Genomic DNA, 22,194 nt, shown 5'->3' with positions numbered 1-22,194 from the left:
TACTATGTATTAAAAAAAACCGGCTACTGACTAGCCGGTTTTTTTGTTCATAATAAAGCTTTTAACTTATAAAGTAATTCGTGAGCTTGGCGCGGTGTTAGATTGTCAGGCTCAATGGCCTCTAACTGTTGTTCTATTTCAGAAGGTGTATTGTCACTTTTTTCATCAAAACTAAACGCTTGCTGCTCTGAGCTCGCTGGGTTAACACTTTGGTGATTTTCCAGTCGTTTTAACTTTTGTTTAGCTTGTGTAATAACTGCCTTAGGTACACCGGCCAGTGCTGCCACTTGCAAACCAAAACTCTTACTTGCGGCTCCATCTAGTACGGTATGCATAAATGCAATATTATCGTTATGCTCTATGGCATCTAAGTGCACATTGACTAATCCTGTTGTTTGCTCTGCAAGTTCGGTGAGTTCAAAGTAGTGGGTGGCAAATAATGTTTTAGCAGAAATTTTATCAGCTAGGTGATTCGCAGTTGCATAAGCTAACGAAAGCCCGTCGTAAGTACTGGTACCACGCCCAATTTCATCCATTAACACCAATGATTGTGCTGTTGCATTATTTAAAATTGTGGCCGTCTCGGTCATTTCAACCATAAATGTTGAGCGCCCCGAAGCTAAATCATCACTTGCTCCAATACGGGTGAAAATACGGTCTATATTGCCAATTTCTGCGCTATCAGCGGGAACAAAGCTTCCTATGTGCGTCATAAGTACGATCAAAGCTGTTTGTCGCATATAGGTTGATTTACCCCCCATATTAGGCCCCGTGATAATCAACATTTTACGTTGGCTGTTAAGCTCCACGGGGTTGGCAATAAACGGGTCTTTCATGACTTGTTCAACAACCGGGTGACGTCCTTGTTTAATACTGATGTTGTCGTTATCGCATAGTATGGGTTTGGCATAGTTGAGCGTTTGAGCTCGTTCAGCAAGATTGTTAATGACATCTAAATCAGCTAATGCAGCAGCCATTATTTGTAGCTGTTCAATATGCGGAGCAATGTAGTCAAATAATGCTTCGTAAAGCTGCTTTTCAAGGGCAAGAGCTTTTGATTGACTACCTAATACCTTATCTTCATGCTCTTTTAGTTCAGGAATAATGTAACGTTCGTTATTTTTTAATGTTTGACGACGAATGTAATCTGCTGGCACTAAGTGCGCATTGGCACGACTCACTTCGATGAAAAAACCATGAACTTTATTATAACCAATTTTAAGCGTGCTGATGCCTGTACGTTCTCGTTCACGTATCTCAAGTTGATCAAGTATATCGGTTGCGCCTTTTGATAAATTGCGCCATTCATCAAGTTCGCTGTTATAACCTGGGGCAATAACGCCGCCATCTCGAATAAGAACAGGTGGGTTATCTATCACGGCCTTTTCAAGTAAAGATTGTAACTGAGGCAACTGTGGACTGTTTTCTATAATCGCTTTTATGCGTGAGTCACTTGTCTCGTTGAGTAAAACATGCAACGGCGCTAAGGCTTGTAAAGCGCTTCGTAAACGGGTTAAATCACGAGGGCGAGCAGTGCATAAAGCTAAGCGAGCAATTACTCGTTCTATATCACCAATCTCTTTTAGTGCATCATGTAGCTCTGTATATAATTGAGTGTCGATGACTGCTGTGATTGCATTAAGACGAGAATTTAATTCTTGTTTATTTCTGATGGGGGTATGAATTCGTCGCTTTAAAAGCCGAGACCCCATTGCTGTTGCTGTCTTATCAAGTACTTGAGCAAGTGTATTGTCGGTGCCACCTGATAAATTGGTTGTTAACTCTAAATTTTTTCGGGTTGCGCCATCAAGGATCACTGCGTGTTCGTTATGCTCAAGCGTAATGGCACGAATATGGGGTAAAGCAATGCGCTGGGTGTCTTTAACATATTGCATTAAACAACCGGCTGCAACAAGCGCTGCATGGGCTTTATCAACACCAAAGCCAACTAAATCTTTAGTGCCAAATTGACTACATAATAAGTGCTCTGCGGTGTCTAAATCAAACTCCCATTCAGGGCGGCGGCGAGTGCCTTTAATATGCTCAATTAAATGCATATTTACAAAGCTTTCACTGTACAGTAATTCTGCAGGGGCCAAACGCTGTAAAGTAGAACTAAATGCTTCGTCAGTCGTTACTTGTACAATATTAAAGCGTCCAGAATTAATATCGAGATAAGCAATGCCGTACACGCCTTTTTTATTTTGCCAAACACTGGTGAGCAAATTATCTTGGCGTTCTTGTAATAGTGCTTCATCCGAAATAGTACCTGGAGTAACAATACGCACGACTTTACGCTCAACCGGTCCTTTGCTGGTGGCCGGATCGCCAACTTGCTCACATATTGCAACCGATTCTCCCATTTGCACTAAACGTGCTAAATAGTTTTCTACTGCATGATAAGGCACCCCGGCCATTGGGATCGGGTCGCCACCGGCTTTACCTCTATGAGTTTGTGAAATATCAAGAAGTTGCGCTGCGCGTTTGGCATCGTCAAAAAATAGCTCATAAAAATCGCCCATTCTGTAAAACAATAAAATATCACGATGATCTGCTTTTATTTTTAGATATTGCTGCATCATCGGTGTTTGTTGTTTTATAGTGTGTGGTGCAAAAAGATCAAACGACATGTATTTACCTAAGGCTGAATATGGAATTACATCAAGAGATTACAACCCTTGCTGCACAATTGGGTGCTATTTTAACGGATAAACGCTTATGGATCACTACTGCTGAATCATGTACTGGTGGTGGTGTTAGTTTTGCATTAACAAATACCCCTGGCAGTTCACATTATATTGACCGAGCATTTGTTACGTATAGTAATCAATCTAAACAAGATTTACTTAAAGTTAGCGAAACTACTTTAGCGCAATTTGGTGCGGTAAGTGAGCAAACCGTAAGAGAAATGGCAAAAGGAGCTATTGCTGCAAGTGGTGCAGATATAGCGGTGTCTATTTCTGGTATTGCAGGACCTGGCGGAGCAAGTAAAGATAAGCCCGTTGGTTTAGTGTGGTTTACTGTACAAATATACGATGAACAATGGGCTTTTTATCGTGTATTTAGTGGAGATAGAACACAAGTTAGAATGCAAGCTATTGTTTTATCGATAAAAAAAATTATCGAAAAGATAAAGTAATAAAATTACTTGATACTGTTGTTTTATACAGTATACTGTTCGCATTAGCTGGATTTGGAGAGCAAAATGAACGATAACAAACAAAAAGCGTTAGATGCTGCATTATCACAAATTGAACGTCAATTTGGTAAAGGTTCAATTATGAAATTGGGCGATAACAAAGCGTTAGATATTGAAGCCGTATCAACTGGTTCACTAGGTATAGATATAGCGTTAGGCATAGGTGGTTTACCTATGGGACGTATTGTTGAAGTATACGGTCCTGAATCATCAGGTAAAACAACGTTAACTTTACAAGTTATCGCGCAAGCTCAAAAAGAAGGTAAAACATGTGCCTTCGTTGATGCAGAGCATGCTCTTGATCCTGTGTATGCACAAAAATTAGGTGTAAATATAGATGAGCTTTTAGTGTCTCAACCAGACACTGGTGAACAAGCACTTGAAATTTGTGACATGTTAGTACGCTCTAGTGCTGTTGATGTTGTGATTGTCGATTCTGTTGCGGCATTAACACCTAAAGCTGAGATTGAAGGCGATATGGGCGACTCTCATATGGGCTTACAAGCACGCTTAATGTCGCAAGCACTGCGTAAACTTACAGGTAATATTAAACGTTCTAATACCTTATGTATTTTCATTAACCAAATTCGTATGAAAATTGGTGTTATGTTTGGCAACCCTGAAACAACCACAGGTGGTAACGCACTTAAGTTTTACGCATCAGTGCGTATTGATATTCGTCGTATTGGTTCTGTTAAAGAAGGCGATGAAGTGGTTGGTAATGAAACCCGTGTGAAAGTGGTTAAAAACAAAGTTGCGCCTCCGTTTAAACAAGCTGAATTTATTATTATGTACGGCCAAGGTATTTCTAAACAAGGTGAGTTAATTGACCTAGGTGTTAAACATAAAATTGTTGAGAAAGCCGGCGCATGGTACAGCTACAATGGCAGTAAAGTAGGGCAAGGTAAATCAAACTCTATTAAGTTCTTAAAAGAGAACCCTGAAATTGCTGATGAGATTGAAGGTAAGTTACGTGAAATGTTGCTTTTAAAAGCAACCATTGAACCAGAAGATGGTGCAGATACATTAGGTGATGCAGAAGATCTTTAAATAGTGACACGTTACAAAGCTTGATTTGACCCGAGCTTTTAAAAAGGCGCTAACCATTTGGTTAGCGCCTTTTTGTATTTTAAGCTTTAGCTGTAATTTAAGTACCGATAAAGCTTATTAACGATATAACATGAATGCTAAATATTATAGCTCCCAGTTTACAGATAAAGAGTAATTACGTGGAGCTCCATAATAACCTTGAGACCAATATAAACTATTTAAGTATTTTTCGTCAGTCGTGTTATTAATGTTAAAATTAACGCTAACTTGTTCATTTAGTTTGTAATTAGCCATTAAATCAAGTAAACCATAAGCATCTTGCTCTGTTGTTACAAGTGGGTTGCCATTTGTATCAGAGACTTGAACACGGCTAGTGTCGTCTTGCCAGCGGTAATTTGCACCAACAGTTAAACCTTCAAAAAATGGAACGGTATAAGTGGCTGCAAGCTTAAGTTGATTTTTTGGGGTGTAATTTTCAACTAATTCATCCCCTTCAATATTTAAATTACTAAAGCTCACACTTGCACTTAGATCTTCAGTTATTTGACCACTTAATTCGACTTCAAAACCATCACTGTTAATGCCATCAGCACCATAGTATCGTTGATCATTTGGCAAAGAGCTTGCAATAGCAACGGCTAAATTCTCTTGTTTAACATCAAAATAGGCAAGTGTTACGAATAAATTCTCATCAAATAGCTGGGCTTTTAAGCCTATCTCGCTGCTTTTACCTGTAACAGGGTCTAATTGATTTGCGTTAACATCAAGCTCATTTTGTGGTTCAAAAGTTTCAGTGTAACTTGCATAAGCAGAAAGTGTTTCATTAAAATCAAACACGGTACCTATGTATGGGATTAATTCTGAGTCATCTCTTTGTTGATCAACACTGTATGCAGTACCTTCAGTTTCCCATTTCGTATAACGAACACCGGCTAACAAACTCAACGAGTCTATTAGTTTTAGGCGAGTAGAAACATAAGCTGATTTTTGTTGGTTTTCTATATCACTGCCAGTTAAGCCATCGGCTAGTGTAGGTAGGGGCGCAACGCCATCCCATGTTTTTAACGATTCTAAAGCAGGAAAACCATTGCCTGTTGTAAAGTCATATAATGAATACTCGGTATAATCCATTTTAGAGCTACTGATACCAAACGCTAAATCATGTTCGTTACCTAATAATTCAAATTTACCTGCAGCATATAAATCAAATAATAAATGCTCATCTTCGTAACCATATTCACTGGCGTAACCTGTTAATCCTAATTCTGTGTCTGGATCGGGTGTACCATAAACATAGAAAAGATTAGAGTCTTGTTCATTTGTAATATGAGCTAGGCGTGCTTTTGCGACCCATGTTTCAGCAAACGTATGCTCAACATCTACATACACTTGCTCTAAGCTATTATCCCAATACGACCAATCGGCTGCAGTGCTAGTAGAGCTATCATAATCTGTCGCACTTCCATCAGTATAATAAAGTGGTAACGCACCCCACAGTGGACTATCCGCATTTTTTTGTTGATTAACATAAGATACATTTAGCTTTGTTTGCTCGCTTAATTGTCCTTCGTATGTTAAATAAATAATTGTTTTATCTGTTTCATAACGATCTAAATATGACTCAGCATCTTGCTTAGTCAGTACAACACGTACGGCATGATCTTCATTTATAGGTGTTGAAACATCTACATCAAAGCGCTTATTGTTCCAAGAACCATATGAAGCCGAAGCACTGATTTTACGAACTGCAGTTGGCTTTTTTAATACCATATTTACGGTTGCAGCAGGCGTACCCGCACCAGTCATCAGACCATTCGCTCCGCGCACGATTTCAACACGATCGTAAATAGAGGTATCTAAAGTACCTTGTATAGAACCAATTGCTTGCGGTAATCCTAACCCATCTATTTGGAAGTTAGTAATATCAAAGCCACGAGATTTAAAATAAGTACGATCAGTTTCAATTTGTTCAACAGTTACGCCTGGGGTGCTTTCAAGGACTGCATTTATATCATCTAGTGAAAAGTCATCCATTAATGCACGTGATACAACAGAAATTGACTGCGGGGTTTCTTTTATCGTTAAACCAAGCTTTGTTGCCGAATCAGCAACTTCGGTAATGTAATTTTTATGATGCTGTCCATAAACTGCAATTTTTTCAACGTCGTCCTCTTTATCTTCATTTTGTGCAGCAAAGGCATGCGAAGATAATATTAAAGAGGTCATTAAGCTTAGTTTAGACAACTTAGAAACTGGAATAGATGACATAATATTTCCTGAGTAATTCAATGTAATAATAATTTCGCATAATCTAATACAAATGAGATTGATTTGCAATCGTGATAATTGATTTGTAGACGTTTCGTTACAACTGAGATCAGAAAATTAAAAAGTGTGCACTTGATAAGGTTTTAAATGCTTTACAGCTTATTAGGTATTTACAAAGCTGGGTATATTGTAGGGCATAAAAAAACGGCTTTCGCCGTTTTTTATAATGCAGTTCTAGATAATTGTTTTAGCTAAATATAGCGATAATCAAAAAGATTAAAATGCGTATTTTGCTGAAAACTGTAAACGAGTCATATCGCCATCATTACCACTTTCAAGTTCAAGTGTGGCATGTTTTATTTCGGCACCAAACGTTAAGCGCTTAACAGGTGAATATAAAATATTTGCACTGTAGCTTTGGCTTGATTCGGTTGGATCACCACTTACAGCGAGTAAATCAGTATTATTATCAGCTGAGAAAAATGAATATAATGCGGTTGAACGCCATTGGCGATTCCATTTATGTTGGTATGCCACAAACCCTGAAGTTGAATCGATAGCATCGAGCTCGTCATTGTTTAATACCGCACCATGGGCAACATTTAAGCCAACATAACGACCTAAACCTTTACCTTGTGTTAGCATAAATTTAAGGTTGTCTTCTCCTAAATTTACAGAGCCTGAAGCACTTACACCAAATGAGCTTTCATTGGCGTCAACATCACCTACTTTATAGGTTAATTGACGAGCAAGTGCAGCGACAACAACATGCCCCCAGTCTGCCTTATGTGTATAACGAGCAGTAAAATCAGGTAATGATGCATCATCTGTGGCAACGCGTACTCCACCTGTTGTGGTTATTGTACTTTCAGGGTTTTCTAATGAAAATGACCACGCCCCGGTGGTGTATTTTATTTGTGATTGGCGAACAAACACAGTCCCCTCGGCTGGGCCTACAAAATCAAGTGTTTCAGGCAGTGCGGCAACATTTTGGAAGTTAGACCAAGTTTGGCCAAATAGCCAACCATCATAGGTTACAAATGCATGGCGAACTCGTGGCGCATAAGAATTTGAAACTCGTTCATTCCCCCCGGCTGCAGAGGCTAAAAAATCTATTTCGATTTTTGTTTTAATTTGTTTACCGTTATCTAATGCCGTAGCTGTGCCAAAATTAAAGCGTGATTGGCGAGCGTGCATATCAAATACAGTATCGGAGTCATTATCATCCCCGACAGTTGTTGTACTTGGTACATAAAAGTCACGGCTTACACTGCTTCCAGCGGGTGCGCCTGCAGAGTAATCGCTCCACATACTGTCTAGTTTTATATAACCACCGTAGTTAAATTCGGTATCGCCAATGCTTGCTGCATAACTTGAACTCGAAAGTGCAACAAATACGGCTGAAAGTGTATGTAATGGGGTAATTTTCATTGTTGTGTCCTTTATCGTGCTACTTATTGTGATTATTTATTTCTACTAAAAAGTGCATATTAAGTATGGTATTGCTATGGGCCATAAAAATACAATTATTGTTATGTTTAAACCGTCATGGTCAAAGATTTAAACTTATACTTCACGGCAAATAACGTTTATTAACTTAATCTTAAATGAATTATAAACTATAAATGGAAAAAAAATTATAGTTTACAACTAAGGTCTAATACTTAAACAACCTGCGCTGAGTAATGCTTAGTCATAAGCTAAAAGCCAGTAATTTTAATGGAGACTAAAGATGTCAAAAAGTATCTACCCAATACCTGCTAGTGTAAAAGATGCAGCACTTATTGATAGCACTAAATATAAAACGCTTTATAAACACTCTATCGAAGATCCAGAAAGCTTTTGGCGTGAGCATGGACAACGCCTTGATTGGTCAACACCTTATACAAAAGTAAAAAACACATCGTTTGATAAAGGCCATATAAGCATTAAATGGTATGAAGATGGTTTTTTAAATGCATCATACAACTGTATAGATCGCCACTTAAAAACAAAAGCGAATAAAACGGCATTAATATGGGAAGGTGATGACCCATCACAAAGTGAAAATATTACCTATCAACAATTACATGATGAAGTAGCTAAATTTGCCAATGGGCTTAAAAAGCTAGGTGTACAAAAAGGTGACCGAGTGGCGATTTATATGCCAATGACACCACAAGCTATTTATGCCATGCAGGCATGTGCACGTATTGGTGCTATACATTCGGTGGTTTTTGGTGGCTTTTCGCCGTCAGCAATCGCAGATAGGATTAAAGATTCTGGTGCAAAAGTAGTCATAACATCGGATGAAGGACGAAGAGCGGGCAATTGCGTGCCTCTTAAAGCGAATGTAGATGAAGCTGTATTACAAGACTCAGTAACGACGGTTGAACATGTAGTTGTACATCAGTTAACTGGCGGTGAAATCGATTGGCATTCGCATGATATTTGGTGGCATGACTTAGTGGTTAATTTACCTGCTCAATGCGAACCAGAGCCAATGAATGCAGAAGATCCTTTGTTTATTTTATATACATCAGGTTCAACAGGACAACCTAAAGGTGTTGTACATACTACCGGGGGTTATCTCGTTTATGCGTCTATGACACATGAATATGTATTTGATTTAAAAGAAGATGATATATATTGGTGTAGTGCCGATGTAGGGTGGATCACAGGCCATAGTTATATTGCCTACGGACCATTAGTTAATGGTTGTACGCAGGTTGTTTTTGAAGGCGTACCTACTTACCCAACTGCAGGACGTATGGGTGAAGTGATTGATAAACATAATGTGACTATATTATACACCGCACCGACTGCAATTAGAGCACTGATGGCTAAGGGCGATGAACCAACCGCAACTTCTCATCGAAATAGTTTACGAATATTAGGATCAGTTGGGGAGCCAATTAATCCTGAAGCGTGGACTTGGTATTACGAAAGCATTGGTAAATCAAATTGTCCAATTGTTGATACTTGGTGGCAAACAGAAACGGGTGGTATTATGATCACGCCATTACCTGGGGCTACAGAAACTAAGCCTGGTTCTGCTACGCATCCTTTCTTTGGTATTTCTCCAGCACTGTATGATGCACAAGGGAATACACTAGAAGGGGCGGTTGATGGTAATTTGGTTATTTTAGATAGCTGGCCATCACAAGCTCGCACGGTATACGGTGATCACGAGCGTTTTGAACAAACGTATTTCTCTGCTTATCCGGGTGTATATTTTACCGGAGATGGTTGTCGCCGTGATGAAGACGGGTACTATTGGATCACAGGTCGCGTTGATGATGTGCTTAATGTTTCAGGGCATCGTTTAGGTACTGCCGAAATTGAAAGTGCATTAGTGGCACATGAAGCTGTTGCTGAAGCAGCGGTTGTTGGTTTTGCGCACGATATAAAAGGACAAGGTATTTATGTTTATCTTACGCCAAATGAAGGTGTTGTAGTAAGTGAAGAACTGACTAAAGATGTACGTAATTGGGTACGAAAAGAATTAAGCCCGATAGCCTCCCCCGATATGATCCAATGGTCTGTAGGCTTACCTAAAACACGCTCTGGCAAAATAATGCGTCGTATATTAAGAAAAATCGCAGCAAATGAGCACCAACAGTTAGGTGATACATCCACGCTAGCCGACCCAAGTGTTGTCGAAGAGTTAATAGAAAACAGATTAAATCGATAATTACAGGTTAAAAACTTGATCACAAGTTGATTCTAAACGTAGTATATCGGCTGTTACTTATTAAAGTAACAGCCGATTTTATTAGGAGTAAAGCATGAGCCAGTTTTTAATAGCGGATGATCATCCGTTATTTCGTGAGGCACTCAAAGGAGCTTTAGCTTCAAAGTTTGATAGTTTGGAAATTTTTGAATCAGCAGACTTTGAAACAACCTTACAAGTGTTAAATGCCGAAGAAGAGCTTGATATCTTACTGCTTGATTTACATATGCCAGGCAGTGGTGATTTATATGGGTTAATTCGCATTCGTGAACAATATCCAAGTTTACCTATTGCAGTGGTATCTGGAAATGAAGACCTAACAATTGTATCAAAAGTAATGGGCTATGGTGCTATGGGGTTTATCCCTAAATCTTCATCATCAGATGATATAGCCAGTGCTATTAACCATATATTAGAAGGTGATAGTTGGTTACCTAGTGAATTAAAAAATAAAGTAGCGGCAATAGAAGGTGAAGATAAAGAAATCGCGGTGCAAGTTGCTTCTTTAACACCACAGCAATATCGTGTTTTACAATATTTGCATGAAGGCTTACTTAATAAACAAATTGCGTATGAACTGAATATTTCAGAAGCAACTGTTAAAGCACACATTACGGCTATATTTAGAAAACTAGGCGTATATAACCGAACTCAAGCCGTGTTGATTGCCGCAAAACTACAATTAGAACCTATTGAGCAACCTTAACTAACTAAGAAATCACAAACTACATTAACGTTTTGTGATTTCACCTCATTACCTTCCTCAGCGACACAATCTTAGAAAACTTAAGTACGGTTATTCAAATTTAATATTACTTTCCCTTTTCCTACTCTTGAAATACTTAAAGAAGAGCAATGTGCAAAGATAAAGCTAAAAAGCGGTTCTTTATCATTATATTTATGTTTAAAATATGTATCAATTTACAATTGTTTGGTTCATTAAGGTTGTTTATTATAAAGCAATGGAATTTATATCACCGTTTAATTTTTAAACTGTGTCTCTAATGGAAAGCGCTTTATTTAAGATAACTTCGCAAGGAAGCTTATTAAATAAGGCTAAATGAGGTAATTAATGAAAAAAGCAACGTTATATCTATCTATATTATCAGCGACCTTATTTTGCAATTCACAACAAGTTGCAGCGCAACAATGCCATGGGCAGTTATATGGTATTAATGCAGGGCGAGGGGAGACAGGACTCATTCTTAAAATAGATGAGTTTTCACAATATGTAGTGGCCGACTCAAAAGCTGAATTTAGTTCGGCAGCATTAGCTTACGATGAAAAAACAAATCGTTTATATTATGTATCGGCTCCTAGAGCTTATAAATATCAGGTCGAAACGGATCACCTTGATCTAAATACAACCGAACAAGCCTCATTACCTCTTGCAGCAAGTAACTTATATTACACTCGACTAGCCTATGTTGATTTAGCAACAAATGAACACACCGTTGTTGGTTACACTAAATTGGTGCACCGTTTAGTGTTCGATAACGAAAATCAACGTTTGATTGGTTCGGCTTATAACAAAATTTATTCGATTGACCCTAGTACAGGGGAAAGTGAAGACGTTGGTGAGATATCTGGTTTAGGAAATATTGGTTTGTGGCGGGGTGATTTAGTCTTTAAAGATAGTCAGCTACTTTTTGTAAGTTCAACCAGTATTTATAATATTAATCTTGCTAATTTATCGGCGACGAAGCTCTCTGATCATGGTTTAACGCCAGTGACGGGGGCTGCGTTAGATAAACAAGGTAACTTGTTGCTTAGCAGAACTAAACTGTCTGATTATGGCAATAGTAACTCATCGACGCTTTATAAAGTAAACGAATACTCGGGTAAAAGTTGTTTGGTTGCTGAATTACCAGCGCGTATTGATGATTTAGCTTATACACGCGAAAGTACAGGGTGCTATGAGGTGCCGTTATGTAGTGTAGAAGATACGCCTACAATTACTTTGTCGGCAATCCAAGGCAGTGTAGAAGAGGGCGGAACACTGAGTTATCAGGTCAATTTATCAACGGTATCATCTTTACCAAGCACGATATTATTAGCTGTTGATAACGGCACTGCTGATGAATCTGATTATGATTTCGAAGCTCAACAAGTCACTATTGAGGCCGGTGATAATAATGCAGTGATATCGATCCCGACAATAGATAATACAGAGTATGAAGAAGATAAAACGCTCACCTTACATGCAAAGGGCATTGAAAACGCGACAGGCGAAGACAGCCAGTTAGGGAGTATTTTAGAAAACGATGAAGATAACGCCACTAAGTTAACAAAAGCCGCAGAAGGAGGGGTTGTTAATTGGAATGGATCGATTGGGTGTGAAGGACAAAACCCTTACGATTGTCAGAGCATTGCTGGAATAAAAGGTTTCTTCCCTGGGGCACCTCAAGGCACAACGATTCGCTTTTATATTGCTAATCGGTTAATTGCACAAAAGACATTACCAAACGATGGCTTTACTTATGCCGGAGATTCCGAAAGTCGTTGGGATATGAATCGAGATGAAATCGCTTGGGCCACTTTAACTTATGATGGAGTAACGGTGACAGGTTTTAAAGGCCATAAAGCAGTACTGCATAATAATCACTACGTTTGTTATGCTAACAATACCTGGACAGCGTGTTAGATAAAATAAAATCTAAGGGCAGAAAGTAATTATAGCGCTGCCCTTAAATCATTTTAATTATGAAAAAACCACCGTTTTATTACCATTAATAAACAGCTTTTGCTCTGAAGCTAATTGTAGCGCCTTACAAAAAACGGTTTTTTCAACATCCTTCCCCATTTTAGCCATCATTTGGGCAGTATTTGCGTGAGTAACCCCAGTAACATCTTGTAAAATAATGGGGCCTTCGTCTAATTCGTTATTAACAAAGTGGGCAGTTGCACCAATAATTTTTACACCACGTTCAAAAGCTTGATGATACGGTTTTGCACCAATAAATGCTGGTAAAAAAGAGTGATGAATATTAATGATTTGTCCATCGAAGCGGCCAACAAATTCAGGGCTTAAAATACGCATATATTTTGCTAAGCCAATAATGTCTGGGGTATAGCTTGCAATTAAATCGCCTACTTTCTTATCGTGCTCACTTCGAGTCAGTCCTTCATGAGAAATAACATGAAATGGCACATTAAAGCCTTTTACCAGTGGTTCTAAGTCAGGATAATTAGCAATAACGGCTAATATTTCAATATTAAGGGCCTGCTCGAACTGCTTTAGGAGTACGCCCCCTAAACAGTGGGCTTCTTTCGTGGCTAATAAAACAACTTTAGTTTTTGCGCCATCATGTAAGGCTACTTTTGCGCCTTTGGGTAATACAGCACGTAATTGTGATAAAAACTCACTGTGTGGTTTACCCTCTAATTCGGTACGCATAAAAAAGCGTTGTGCATCTTTATCTACAAACTCATTGTTTCGCGTAATATTTAAGTTATTTTGATGACAAAGACCCGTGATTTTAGCTATTAAGCCAGTATCGTCAGCGCATTGAGTTGTGAGAATATAGTTCATATTTATTAATAGTACTCATTAAATTGTTTTACGTTATTATTTAGTGTTTATTAAACAAAGCAAGGGGAATTATAGCCTAATACAAAATAAATCATCTTAATTAGTACCGGGCAAAGTCGCTTTAGCGCGCAAGAGACGATGTAATTGGCAAAAACGTATTTTTGTTGTTGGTTTGTACTTTTATTAGGTAATAAAACGATATTTTTTCCCGATAGTTAATTTATAACGTCCCATATATAATATTCGTTAATACCGTGGAGAGAATATACCTGCCTTGCACTAAACCTCACCCATACTATATTTAATTGATACCTGTCTAATTACTTATTTTACCGACAAGGAAAAGTAATGAACAATTTTAGTTTAAAAAATAAACTTCTATTATTGGCTGTTTTACCGCTTACGTTATTGCTCGTAAGTTTAATGGTCAGCTCTTATTATTTGGAGTCAAAAACCCAAAAAGAGAGTTTCGCTTCACTTAAAGAAAAGCTTATTTATGATAAAAAAACGTTGTTGAAAACTGAAATTGAAATAGCGTCTAAGATTATACAAACAGAACTATCTCAAGGTAGTGAGGAAGATGTGAAAAATGCTTTACGTAATATCACATTTGGTGAAGGGGGATATTTCTTTATTTACGATACAAAAGGAGTCAATATTTTCCATGCTCTGTTAGGTGATGCAATAGAGGGGCAAAATAAAATTGCGATGACAGACCCTAACGGTAAAAAAATTATAGTTGGGCTATTGCAACAAGCACAGCAAGGTGGTGGCGCATTTAATTACCATTTTCAAAAACCAAATACCACTGGTTTAGTCGAGAAAATGGGGTATGCGGCTATGGTTCCTAGTACTAACTGGATGGTGGGAACTGGTGCATATATGGATGATATTGATGCAGAGTTAATGCAATATGAAATGACGATGAAAGAAAATATGCAAAGTAAATTAACGACACTTTGTTTAATTGCTTTATTTTGGCTCGTTTTAACGATCGTATGTGTATTTATTGCAGCTAAAAAAATGATTACACCTATACATAGCATGGTACAAAACCTCGATGATATTGCTAAAGGTGAAGGCGATTTAACTAAGCGTTTAACCGTTCATACTAATGATGAAATTGGTCAGCTTGGTGAGTCTTTTAACGTTTTTGTTAGTAAACTGCATGGTATTATTGGTAATGTTGCCGAGGTTACAGAGGATGTAAAAACAGCATCAAGTGATATTAAGTCACAAACAAATTTAATTGAAGAACAACTGCTTAATCATAACCTCGAAACCGATTTGGTGGCGACTGCGGTAACCGAAATGTCAGCAACATCACATGAAGTTGCACAAAATACAACACAAGTGGCCGCATCAACTCACACAGCAACTGAACAAGTTGTAAAAGCGCAAGAGTGTGTTGATATTTCTTTAAGTGAAGTCTCAAACTTAATGGCAGAAATAAATACTGCAACAGAGCAGGTTGACTCATTAAGCGAGCAGTCGAAAAAAATTAATAGTGTTTTAAGTGTCATTGGTGGTATTGCAGAGCAAACAAATTTATTAGCATTAAATGCAGCAATCGAAGCCGCTAGAGCAGGGGAGCAAGGAAGAGGTTTTGCTGTGGTCGCTGATGAAGTAAGAAGCTTAGCAAGCCGTACACAAGATAGCACACTAGAAATAAGTGAAATGTTAAACGAACTTCATAACTTAGTAACTGCAGCCGTTGATGCTATGTACGCTAGTCAAAAAAGTTGTAATCGTTCAGTTGAGTCATCACGTGCTATTTCAGAAAGCTTAGGGGCCGTGACAACCTCGGTGACAACCATAAATGATATGAGTACACAAATAGCGACAGCCGCCACAGAGCAAAGCAGCACAACAGAAGAAATTAACCGAAATGTGTTAGCGATCCAGCAAATCGTGAATGAATTAACACACTCAAGTAAAGCGACGTCGTCAGTGAGCCAGCATTTAGCTGGGCGAGGCGATAATTTAGCTGGGTTAGTTGGACAATTTAAAATTTAGAAATAAGCAAACCAAAAATTAAACCGCAACATATAATGTTGCGGTTTTTTAGTATTTAAATATCGTTACCTGGCTTATTTATTGTAATCACTCGTTGAGGGAAAGGAATTGCTATGTCAGCTTGGTTTAATGCTTTATAGACCAGGGAATTAATAGCTAACTTTGTTTCAATTATTTTTGTAGTAGGTACCCAATAACGATAACTTATTGTGACCCCACTTTCAGCAAATTTCTCTATTCCTATTTGTGCATGAGGTGAACTTGCAACCAACTCGTGATTACTTATTTGCTCTTCAATTAAACGGATAGCGGTATCGGTACAGGCGCTGTAAGCAACATCAATTTCACCTTTCACTAATGAATAACTAAATGAATTATGTAAAATTTCTCCAACAATGTGTTTATTAGGAATGGTAATCTCAACTTTTTCTTCATTAATAAGTACAGTGTGACCTAATTCGATAGTTTTAACTTGTCCACTGACATTTTTTACCTCGATAGTATCGCCGACTACAAATGGACGAGTGGCAATAATTGCTAAACCTGCGCCATAGTTAGATAGCATTCCCTGTAGTGCTAAACCGGCCCCTAACGACGCTGCACCTATTGCCGCGACAAACGGAGTGACACTAATGCCTATTTTTCCTAGTGCGATAATAACAACCATGACGATTAGTAACACTTTAACTACGTTACTAATAAAATTAGTTAATGTAATGTCTACATTATGGCGCTGCATTAAGTTAGCGACGATGTTTGATATTTTTTTAGCTATCCACAAGCCGATGCATAAAATAAATATGGCACCGACTATTTGCATACTGTAAGTGACTAAATACTCTGTGAGCATAGTGTAATACTTTTCAAACTGTTCTATTTCTGAACTGATCATGCTTTACTCTTTTTAGTTAGAATTTTACGTTAATAACTATAACAAAAATGACGCTAAAAGCGGATATACCAACGGCACTATTAATGCTGTTAATAATGCCGTTATTGCCATTGCTACAGATGAAAAAGCACCGGCTTTAGGGTGTTCACTAAGGGCCGCAGCAGTGCCTATGGCATGGCATGCAGTGCCAATTGCGATGCCTTGAGATTCATGATTATAAATTCGTATAAATTTAAATAATAAAAAACCAAACAAAGCACCTAATAGCCCAATGCAAATAACAAGAACTGCAGCAAGAGCACTGATCCCGCCAATAGAATTGGTAACAATCAGAGAAATAGGAGTCGTAACCGATAAAGCCGCAACTGAAGCACTTAATTCAGCAGGAGCATTAAATAGTTTGGCTAATAAGGTGGCAACTACAGTCGCATTAATAACTCCTAAACTACAGCTACATAGAATGAGTAAAAAGTGTTTTTTAACATGTATAAATTGCTGATATAAAGGTAAGGCAAGGGCAACGATAGCGGGCTCAAGCAGCCAGGTTAACACTTTGCTATGTTCTGCAAACGATTTATATGGCAACTGGAAAAACAATAAAAAGCAGGCAATGATTGCAATGCTTAAAAATACGGGATTTGATAGCGGTTTTATTATCGGGTGATCTATTTTTTGGTTTAAAAAGCGCAGGAAGAAAAAGAGTGCACTAATGGCCGGTATACTTAACCACCAAATCAAACTTACTCCCTCATTCGCAGTCATCGTTATTCTCCCGGCCAATAAAAGATCCAACCAGTTGGCTTAACAAAATGATTGTGGTTAAAGGAACTAATATCACCACGGTCATTAAAAATGAAGCATGCTCAGCAATTAAATTTAGATGTTCGATAAAACCAACACCTGCAGGTATGAAAAATATTGGCATTATATTTAATAAAGGAGAAGCGGATGGTTTAACTTGATGCTCTTTTACTAACCCCGTTAACAAGAAAAGTAATAAAAAAACCATGCCTAATAATGGCGCTGGAAACTGAATGTTAATGACATATAAAACCATTTTCGCACAGGCTAACGAAAATAAAATAATGGCGCTACTAATAAGATATTTCATTACTATACCTTCAATAAAATGAAGTATTTAGTTTATCAGCCACTGAGCTAGTTAAGCTAGAGTAAAAATAGGCTTTAGCCGTATATAAACTAACAAGATTGCTTAAGGTAACCTAGATAGTGTGATTCACCAGGTTTTCGCATTTGCGTATTTTTGCAAATTTTTGTTTTTCGCGTTGGCAATGGCTTTTTTAGTATTTGGATTAAGCAATAATCTAATTTGAGAGTATGTTTCTGTGGCTAAAATTTTTCTTGTTTGAGATTTAAAACTCAGTTGAGTAACTCGTTTGATTGCAGCTAATGTATCGGGTGAACGTGATAAAAGCGTCGTGATCATGCGATCAACACTCTCATTTGAGTTGTCACTTACTTGTGTAATTAACCCCAGTTTTAGCGCCTCATTTGCACTAACAGTGGTTGCATGACTTGCCAGCCAAAGTGCTTGGTCGCGTTTCATCAAACCCGATAGTAAAACGTTTGCTCCCATGTCGGGACATAAGCCCCAACGTGCTTCCATAATTGCTAATTTAGCCTCACTATGAGCAATGCGATAATCTGCCCCTAAAGCAATTTGTAAACCCGCCCCTAAACAATTGCCTTTAATATGTGCGATCACCGGCACTTGAATAGACTGCCAACCAAGTACCACGGTTTGTGCAAGGTTTTGGTTTCCTGGTAACCATTTAAAGAGTAATTTAAAAATATTAATTGGCTTGTCCATAACCGATTTAATATCTAAGCCAGAGCTAAAGTGCTCGCCTTCACCCGTGATCACAACAAGCTTGATAGATTTATCTTTTTTTATGGTTTTAATTATTTTGTTTAATTGCATAAACATAAGCATATTCAGAGCATTTTGCTTGTCTACTCGTGCTAATGTTACTCGGGCGATACCTTGCTCTGCTGTAAATTTAATCATGGCATACTCCATTTTTATTTTTTCGAGCTTATGCTGGAATTAAATTTAAGTAAAGTGGCGAAAAAAAGGAATCATTTCATTTTGATGTTGACTAAGGTGAAAGGGAAACTTTAAGATTTTAAAAATAAATGTTGCCTAGCTTATGTTTTTTATCAAATAAGTATTTAGGTTTGCTATGATGTGCAACTCAATTATAACAAGGGTTAACTATGAGCGGTCCACGTTTATTTAGTATAGAAGAGGCAACTCACCAGGCATACGATATATTTTTAGAGTTAGCGCCGAATAATTTAACAGAACAAGATGTTGAAGACTTTAATCAATATCGTGAAGAGCTTGGTTTTATCGAAGAAGATGAGCCTGATGAACAGTGGCAAGAGTTTGTTGCTTTAGAAATAGAATCAGACCACTTTATTCAGGTTTTAGTCGGTTTAGAGTTTGATAACGAAGATGTGTTATTTGCTAAAATATTAATAAGTCGTGATAAAGATGCTCCTTTTTGCCATATTTTGTGGAAACAACCAAATTAAGTAGGTATGAGGCTTTTATGAACCGTTTTCGGAGTATTCACTGTGCGTAAGTATTTATTGTTATTTTCTATAATAATGAGTACCCATTGCTGGGCTGTAGATCCATTTGAAGATTTTACAGAGTACGGCGAGCTTTCTGAAGAAGAAATACATATATTACATAAAGGCGATATGCTGTATGGCGATACTGAATTCGGGTTTATTTTAAATAAAGGAAATACAAACTCATCTACTTACAAGCTAAGAGGCAATTTATACCAAGATTTTGACAAATGGCGTAACCAATTTAAAATCGACTCATTATATAAACGTGATTCAGATAGCGACACCGGAGAATCAGACGTATCAGCAGATCGTATTTTTATCTCAGCTCAAGGTAACTATAAGATTGGTCTAAAAAATATGTCTTTTTTTATTTATGGTGATTACGAAGATGATGAGTTTAGTGGGCTAGATTATAAAAGCACATTAGCAACCGGTTATGGAACGCGCGTTTTTCAAGGTATAAAAAATAAAGTAGATATAGATATCGGCCCCGGTCTCTACCGCTCTGTTGCTGAGCCAGAAAGCGAAGACAGTGAAGATAGCGAGATAGTCAGTGGTGTTACCGAAGCAGGGTATTTGTTACGTATAGCCATGCAATGGGAGCGGCTAATATCAAAGCGCACTCGATTTAATCAAGATCTGAGTTTAGAGCAATCGCTTTCAGGTCTTAACTCACGTTTCAAGTCAGAAACGGCATTAATTAGCCAAGTTATGGGCGCGGTGTCGCTTAAATTTTCGTATATGTATCGTTACAACTCTAAACCTGAAGACGACAACTTAAAATACGATACCGAGCTAAGTGCGACCTTAGTTTACAGTTTTAACTAATAAGCACTATTGCGCATCGCGTTTCGCGTTCATCAGTGTCATTTATTTAATATAGAGAAATATATGTATAAGCATAAACAGTATGCGACTTTTATCTTTTTTGTTTTAGCTTGGATTGGCGGTTTTGTTGCACTTGCTTGGTATTTAATCGGTGCCGATGTCCCTTTAATGGTATTTGCTGCAATTTTAGTTTTAGTGGGTTTTTTATTTCATGGCTTAACCGTAAAAGTAGATGGCGATACGCTAAGTTGGAAGTTTGGTCCTGGTGTTGCTGGGCAGACACTTCAACTGTCTGATATTACCGCCGTTGAAGCCGTACAAAACTCATACCGACATGGTATCGGGATCCGTATAACACACGATGGGTGGGTATATTCTGTTTCGGGTTTTAGTGCTGTAAAAATTACTTTGCAAGATGGCACTCTTTACCGAATTGGCACCAACGACCAAGCCGGTTTAGTAGATGTATTACAAAATCATATTTTAACCCCTGTAACAACCAGAGAAAAATCAGCAGGTTAATTACTTATAATAAAAAAGCGCTTTATAAAGCGCTTTTTTTGTACTTAATGATCGTGGCCACAGCCGCCTTCACCATGTACATGGCCATGAGCAAGCTCCTGTGCAGTTGCTTCTCGTACTTCAAGTATTTCAACGTCAAAGTTTAAGGTGATACCTGAAAGGGGATGGTTACCGTCAACAATGACTTCTTCATCTTGAATATCGATAATCATTACCGATTGGTCACCATCATCAGTCGAGGCGCGAAACTGCATACCTACTTCAATCTCCATATCGTCAAACATAGATTTAGGTACAGCTTGCATTAAATTTTCATGGCGTTCACCGTAACCATTTTCAGGTTCGACAGTTACACTTAACGTATCACCCGCGGCTTTACCTTGTAGTGCATCTTCAAGTCCTGGAATTAAATAGCCAGTACCAACTATAAAAATGAGGGGTTCGCCATCAAAAGAGTTATCTATGGTGTTATCATTGTTATCCATTACTGAATAATGCATTTTTACAACTGTATTGGCTGCAACAATCATACTTATTCCTATTTATTCATCTTCTAGAGAGTAGGGTAAAGGTAGAGTTTTAAACTCTACCGTTGGATCGTGTTTTGCACGAAATGATGCACTGGCATCAGTATCGTTTGGCAACACAATAAGGCCAGTTAAGGTATTTGTTTGCTCATTATAACTTTGTGCAATTAATTTTCCGGCTCTGCGCCAATTTTCGCCTAATTGAAGTTCTAATTCAGGTTCTGATAATACGCCGTTACAGTGGGCACTGACGATATACATGGCGCGTTTATTTTTGCCAAGGTATTTCATTCTCGCAACGGTTTCTTGACCTGTATAACAGCCTTTTTTAAAACTAATCCCTCCAATAGCCTGCAAATTTACCATTTGTGGTACATATTCGCCTATTGCAAGGGCATTTAATTGAGGTTCACCAGCAGTGATAGCGGCGCTTTGCCATAAAGCATCATTATCTAACATCGACACGTCATCGGGCATCGAGAATTGGTTATCGACCATTAATAAAACACGATTTTCTGACAGCTTTAATGCTTTACCATTGGCAAAGTCAGCCGCTGTGTCGTCATTATCAAAGGTAATGTTAAGCTCATTGAGTGTCGAGAGTAAGTCATCACCGAGTAAGCCAATTAAGCGATTGCTTGAAATGGTTATATCAACGTTTGCAAAAACAGCATATTTTTTTAGTTCGCTAAGAGATTGTTCAATCTCATCTTGAGAACCGGTTAAAAAATAACTGTCTTGGTAAGAAAATAATTTGAAAACACCCCATAATTTTCCCTTGGGGTTACAGTGCCCAGCCCATAAAAATTGTGTCGGTGATAGTTTATTAAGATCTTGGGTAATTTGTCCGTGAAGGTAAGAGAGTTTATCAGCCCCTGTAAGGCTTATAACCTGATGAGATAACGGACAAGCATAAATGCGTGACATAATAACCTTCTGTACAATACAAATGAGTCAACATAATAACTCAGTTAAAGGCTAGGGTACAGGTTGTGTATCACTGAGTTTTATTATTCATTAATTGCTGCTAAGTGAGACTGTATT

The 22,194-nt window shown here is 38.0% G+C and carries 19 protein-coding genes; 9 read left to right on the top strand and 10 right to left on the bottom strand.

Annotated features, from left to right (window positions below; all coding sequences use genetic code 11):
- Window positions 1-47: 47 nt before the first annotated feature.
- Window positions 48-2,630 (bottom strand): DNA mismatch repair protein MutS, encoded by a 2,583-nt coding sequence (mutS, locus tag J8L70_RS01745; RefSeq protein WP_211053745.1) that lies wholly within the window; start codon window positions 2,628-2,630, stop codon window positions 48-50.
- A gap of 20 nt (window positions 2,631-2,650) precedes the next feature.
- Between mutS and J8L70_RS01740 the strand changes: the two genes are divergently transcribed.
- Both J8L70_RS01740 and recA read left to right on the top strand, forming a co-directional pair.
- The gene (locus J8L70_RS01740; RefSeq protein ID WP_211053744.1) at window positions 2,651-3,139 is read left to right on the top strand and encodes a CinA family protein; all 489 of its coding nucleotides are present in this window, start codon (window positions 2,651-2,653) and stop codon (window positions 3,137-3,139) included.
- A gap of 66 nt (window positions 3,140-3,205) precedes the next feature.
- On the top strand, window positions 3,206-4,249 hold the full coding sequence (gene recA, locus J8L70_RS01735) for a recombinase RecA (protein WP_211053743.1): 1,044 nt from the start codon (window positions 3,206-3,208) through the stop codon (window positions 4,247-4,249).
- A 144-nt stretch (window positions 4,250-4,393) separates the two neighbouring features.
- Here the strand turns inward: recA and J8L70_RS01730 are convergent, their stop codons facing one another.
- Both J8L70_RS01730 and J8L70_RS01725 read right to left on the bottom strand, forming a co-directional pair.
- Window positions 4,394-6,517 carry a TonB-dependent siderophore receptor gene (locus tag J8L70_RS01730; protein WP_211053742.1) on the bottom strand — a complete coding sequence of 708 codons (2,124 nt, stop codon included), beginning with the start codon at window positions 6,515-6,517 and terminating at the stop codon, window positions 4,394-4,396.
- Between the two features lie 276 nt (window positions 6,518-6,793).
- The gene (locus J8L70_RS01725; protein WP_211053741.1) at window positions 6,794-7,948 is read right to left on the bottom strand and encodes a DcaP family trimeric outer membrane transporter; all 1,155 of its coding nucleotides are present in this window, start codon (window positions 7,946-7,948) and stop codon (window positions 6,794-6,796) included.
- Window positions 7,949-8,249: 301 nt separating this feature from the next.
- Here J8L70_RS01725 and acs point away from each other — a divergent pair, with 301 nt between their 5' ends.
- The 3 genes from acs to J8L70_RS01710 all read left to right on the top strand — a co-directional run bounded on the left by acs (window position 8,250) and on the right by J8L70_RS01710 (window position 12,873).
- Complete coding sequence (gene acs / locus J8L70_RS01720; protein WP_211053740.1) at window positions 8,250-10,190, top strand: acetate--CoA ligase; 1,941 nt, start codon at window positions 8,250-8,252, stop codon at window positions 10,188-10,190.
- A gap of 94 nt (window positions 10,191-10,284) precedes the next feature.
- Complete coding sequence (locus J8L70_RS01715) at window positions 10,285-10,935, top strand: response regulator transcription factor (RefSeq protein WP_211053739.1); 651 nt, start codon at window positions 10,285-10,287, stop codon at window positions 10,933-10,935.
- A 366-nt stretch (window positions 10,936-11,301) separates the two neighbouring features.
- On the top strand, window positions 11,302-12,873 hold the full coding sequence (locus tag J8L70_RS01710; RefSeq protein WP_211053738.1) for a hemolysin: 1,572 nt from the start codon (window positions 11,302-11,304) through the stop codon (window positions 12,871-12,873).
- Window positions 12,874-12,930: 57 nt separating this feature from the next.
- Here J8L70_RS01710 and purU read toward each other — a convergent pair whose 3' ends face one another.
- Entirely contained in the window at window positions 12,931-13,761 is an 831-nt protein-coding gene (gene purU / locus J8L70_RS01705; RefSeq protein WP_211053737.1) for a formyltetrahydrofolate deformylase, read from the bottom strand.
- 348 nt (window positions 13,762-14,109) lie between these two features.
- On the opposite strand from purU, the gene J8L70_RS01700 reads away from it, so the two are divergent.
- Window positions 14,110-15,777: a methyl-accepting chemotaxis protein gene (locus tag J8L70_RS01700; RefSeq protein ID WP_211053736.1), complete on the top strand. Its 1,668-nt coding sequence runs from the start codon at window positions 14,110-14,112 to the stop codon at window positions 15,775-15,777.
- A 55-nt stretch (window positions 15,778-15,832) separates the two neighbouring features.
- Here the strand turns inward: J8L70_RS01700 and J8L70_RS01695 are convergent, their stop codons facing one another.
- The 4 genes from J8L70_RS01695 to J8L70_RS01680 all read right to left on the bottom strand — a co-directional run bounded on the left by J8L70_RS01695 (window position 15,833) and on the right by J8L70_RS01680 (window position 18,698).
- Window positions 15,833-16,669 carry a mechanosensitive ion channel family protein gene (locus J8L70_RS01695; RefSeq protein ID WP_211053735.1) on the bottom strand — a complete coding sequence of 279 codons (837 nt, stop codon included), beginning with the start codon at window positions 16,667-16,669 and terminating at the stop codon, window positions 15,833-15,835.
- Between the two features lie 36 nt (window positions 16,670-16,705).
- Window positions 16,706-17,431, bottom strand: a complete 726-nt coding sequence (locus tag J8L70_RS01690; protein WP_211053734.1) for an LrgB family protein — start codon at window positions 17,429-17,431, stop codon at window positions 16,706-16,708.
- Complete coding sequence (locus tag J8L70_RS01685; RefSeq protein WP_211053733.1) at window positions 17,418-17,780, bottom strand: CidA/LrgA family protein; 363 nt, start codon at window positions 17,778-17,780, stop codon at window positions 17,418-17,420. Before J8L70_RS01685 ends, J8L70_RS01690 begins: the two co-directional genes overlap by 14 nt.
- 126 nt (window positions 17,781-17,906) lie before the next feature.
- Entirely contained in the window at window positions 17,907-18,698 is a 792-nt protein-coding gene (locus tag J8L70_RS01680) for a crotonase/enoyl-CoA hydratase family protein (protein ID WP_211053732.1), read from the bottom strand.
- 209 nt (window positions 18,699-18,907) lie between these two features.
- On the opposite strand from J8L70_RS01680, the gene J8L70_RS01675 reads away from it, so the two are divergent.
- From J8L70_RS01675 to J8L70_RS01665, 3 genes are all read left to right on the top strand, one after another.
- Window positions 18,908-19,228 carry an HI1450 family dsDNA-mimic protein gene (locus J8L70_RS01675; RefSeq protein WP_211053731.1) on the top strand — a complete coding sequence of 107 codons (321 nt, stop codon included), beginning with the start codon at window positions 18,908-18,910 and terminating at the stop codon, window positions 19,226-19,228.
- Window positions 19,229-19,270: 42 nt separating this feature from the next.
- The gene (locus tag J8L70_RS01670; RefSeq protein WP_211053730.1) at window positions 19,271-20,101 is read left to right on the top strand and encodes a DUF481 domain-containing protein; all 831 of its coding nucleotides are present in this window, start codon (window positions 19,271-19,273) and stop codon (window positions 20,099-20,101) included.
- A gap of 63 nt (window positions 20,102-20,164) precedes the next feature.
- On the top strand, window positions 20,165-20,623 hold the full coding sequence (locus tag J8L70_RS01665; protein ID WP_211053729.1) for a hypothetical protein: 459 nt from the start codon (window positions 20,165-20,167) through the stop codon (window positions 20,621-20,623).
- 44 nt (window positions 20,624-20,667) lie between these two features.
- On the opposite strand, the gene J8L70_RS01660 is transcribed toward J8L70_RS01665, so the two are convergent.
- Window positions 20,668-21,153, bottom strand: coding sequence for a peptidylprolyl isomerase (locus tag J8L70_RS01660; protein ID WP_211053728.1), 486 nt, complete (start codon window positions 21,151-21,153; stop codon window positions 20,668-20,670).
- A gap of 12 nt (window positions 21,154-21,165) precedes the next feature.
- Window positions 21,166-22,077: a transcriptional regulator gene (locus J8L70_RS01655; RefSeq protein ID WP_211053727.1), complete on the bottom strand. Its 912-nt coding sequence runs from the start codon at window positions 22,075-22,077 to the stop codon at window positions 21,166-21,168.
- Between the last annotated feature and the right edge of the window lie 117 nt (window positions 22,078-22,194).

The sequence above is a fragment of the Pseudoalteromonas sp. MMG010 genome (assembly GCF_018100905.1).
Classification (GTDB): Bacteria; Pseudomonadota; Gammaproteobacteria; order Enterobacterales; family Alteromonadaceae; genus Pseudoalteromonas.
The sequence above is the reverse complement of the archived record's forward strand: the minus strand, read 5'-3'. Positions and strand labels throughout refer to the sequence as shown.

What these genes read in the sequence shown, in the direction of transcription:
- purU (WP_211053737.1), bottom strand. Translation starts at nt 13,761, where the DNA reads ATGAACTATATTCTCACAACTCAATGCGCTGACGATACTGGCTTAATA.
- J8L70_RS01695 (WP_211053735.1), bottom strand. Translation starts at nt 16,669, where the DNA reads ATGATCAGTTCAGAAATAGAACAGTTTGAAAAGTATTACACTATGCTC.
- J8L70_RS01680 (WP_211053732.1), bottom strand. Translation starts at nt 18,698, where the DNA reads ATGATTAAATTTACAGCAGAGCAAGGTATCGCCCGAGTAACATTAGCA.
- J8L70_RS01675 (WP_211053731.1), top strand. Translation starts at nt 18,908, where the DNA reads ATGAGCGGTCCACGTTTATTTAGTATAGAAGAGGCAACTCACCAGGCA.
- J8L70_RS01700 (WP_211053736.1), top strand. Translation starts at nt 14,110, where the DNA reads ATGAACAATTTTAGTTTAAAAAATAAACTTCTATTATTGGCTGTTTTA.
- J8L70_RS01690 (WP_211053734.1), bottom strand. Translation starts at nt 17,431, where the DNA reads ATGACTGCGAATGAGGGAGTAAGTTTGATTTGGTGGTTAAGTATACCG.
- J8L70_RS01730 (WP_211053742.1), bottom strand. Translation starts at nt 6,517, where the DNA reads ATGTCATCTATTCCAGTTTCTAAGTTGTCTAAACTAAGCTTAATGACC.
- mutS (WP_211053745.1), bottom strand. Translation starts at nt 2,630, where the DNA reads ATGTCGTTTGATCTTTTTGCACCACACACTATAAAACAACAAACACCG.
- J8L70_RS01740 (WP_211053744.1), top strand. Translation starts at nt 2,651, where the DNA reads ATGGAATTACATCAAGAGATTACAACCCTTGCTGCACAATTGGGTGCT.
- J8L70_RS01725 (WP_211053741.1), bottom strand. Translation starts at nt 7,948, where the DNA reads ATGAAAATTACCCCATTACATACACTTTCAGCCGTATTTGTTGCACTT.
- recA (WP_211053743.1), top strand. Translation starts at nt 3,206, where the DNA reads ATGAACGATAACAAACAAAAAGCGTTAGATGCTGCATTATCACAAATT.
- J8L70_RS01710 (WP_211053738.1), top strand. Translation starts at nt 11,302, where the DNA reads ATGAAAAAAGCAACGTTATATCTATCTATATTATCAGCGACCTTATTT.
- acs (WP_211053740.1), top strand. Translation starts at nt 8,250, where the DNA reads ATGTCAAAAAGTATCTACCCAATACCTGCTAGTGTAAAAGATGCAGCA.
- J8L70_RS01660 (WP_211053728.1), bottom strand. Translation starts at nt 21,153, where the DNA reads ATGATTGTTGCAGCCAATACAGTTGTAAAAATGCATTATTCAGTAATG.
- J8L70_RS01655 (WP_211053727.1), bottom strand. Translation starts at nt 22,077, where the DNA reads ATGTCACGCATTTATGCTTGTCCGTTATCTCATCAGGTTATAAGCCTT.
- J8L70_RS01685 (WP_211053733.1), bottom strand. Translation starts at nt 17,780, where the DNA reads ATGAAATATCTTATTAGTAGCGCCATTATTTTATTTTCGTTAGCCTGT.
- J8L70_RS01665 (WP_211053729.1), top strand. Translation starts at nt 20,165, where the DNA reads ATGTATAAGCATAAACAGTATGCGACTTTTATCTTTTTTGTTTTAGCT.
- J8L70_RS01715 (WP_211053739.1), top strand. Translation starts at nt 10,285, where the DNA reads ATGAGCCAGTTTTTAATAGCGGATGATCATCCGTTATTTCGTGAGGCA.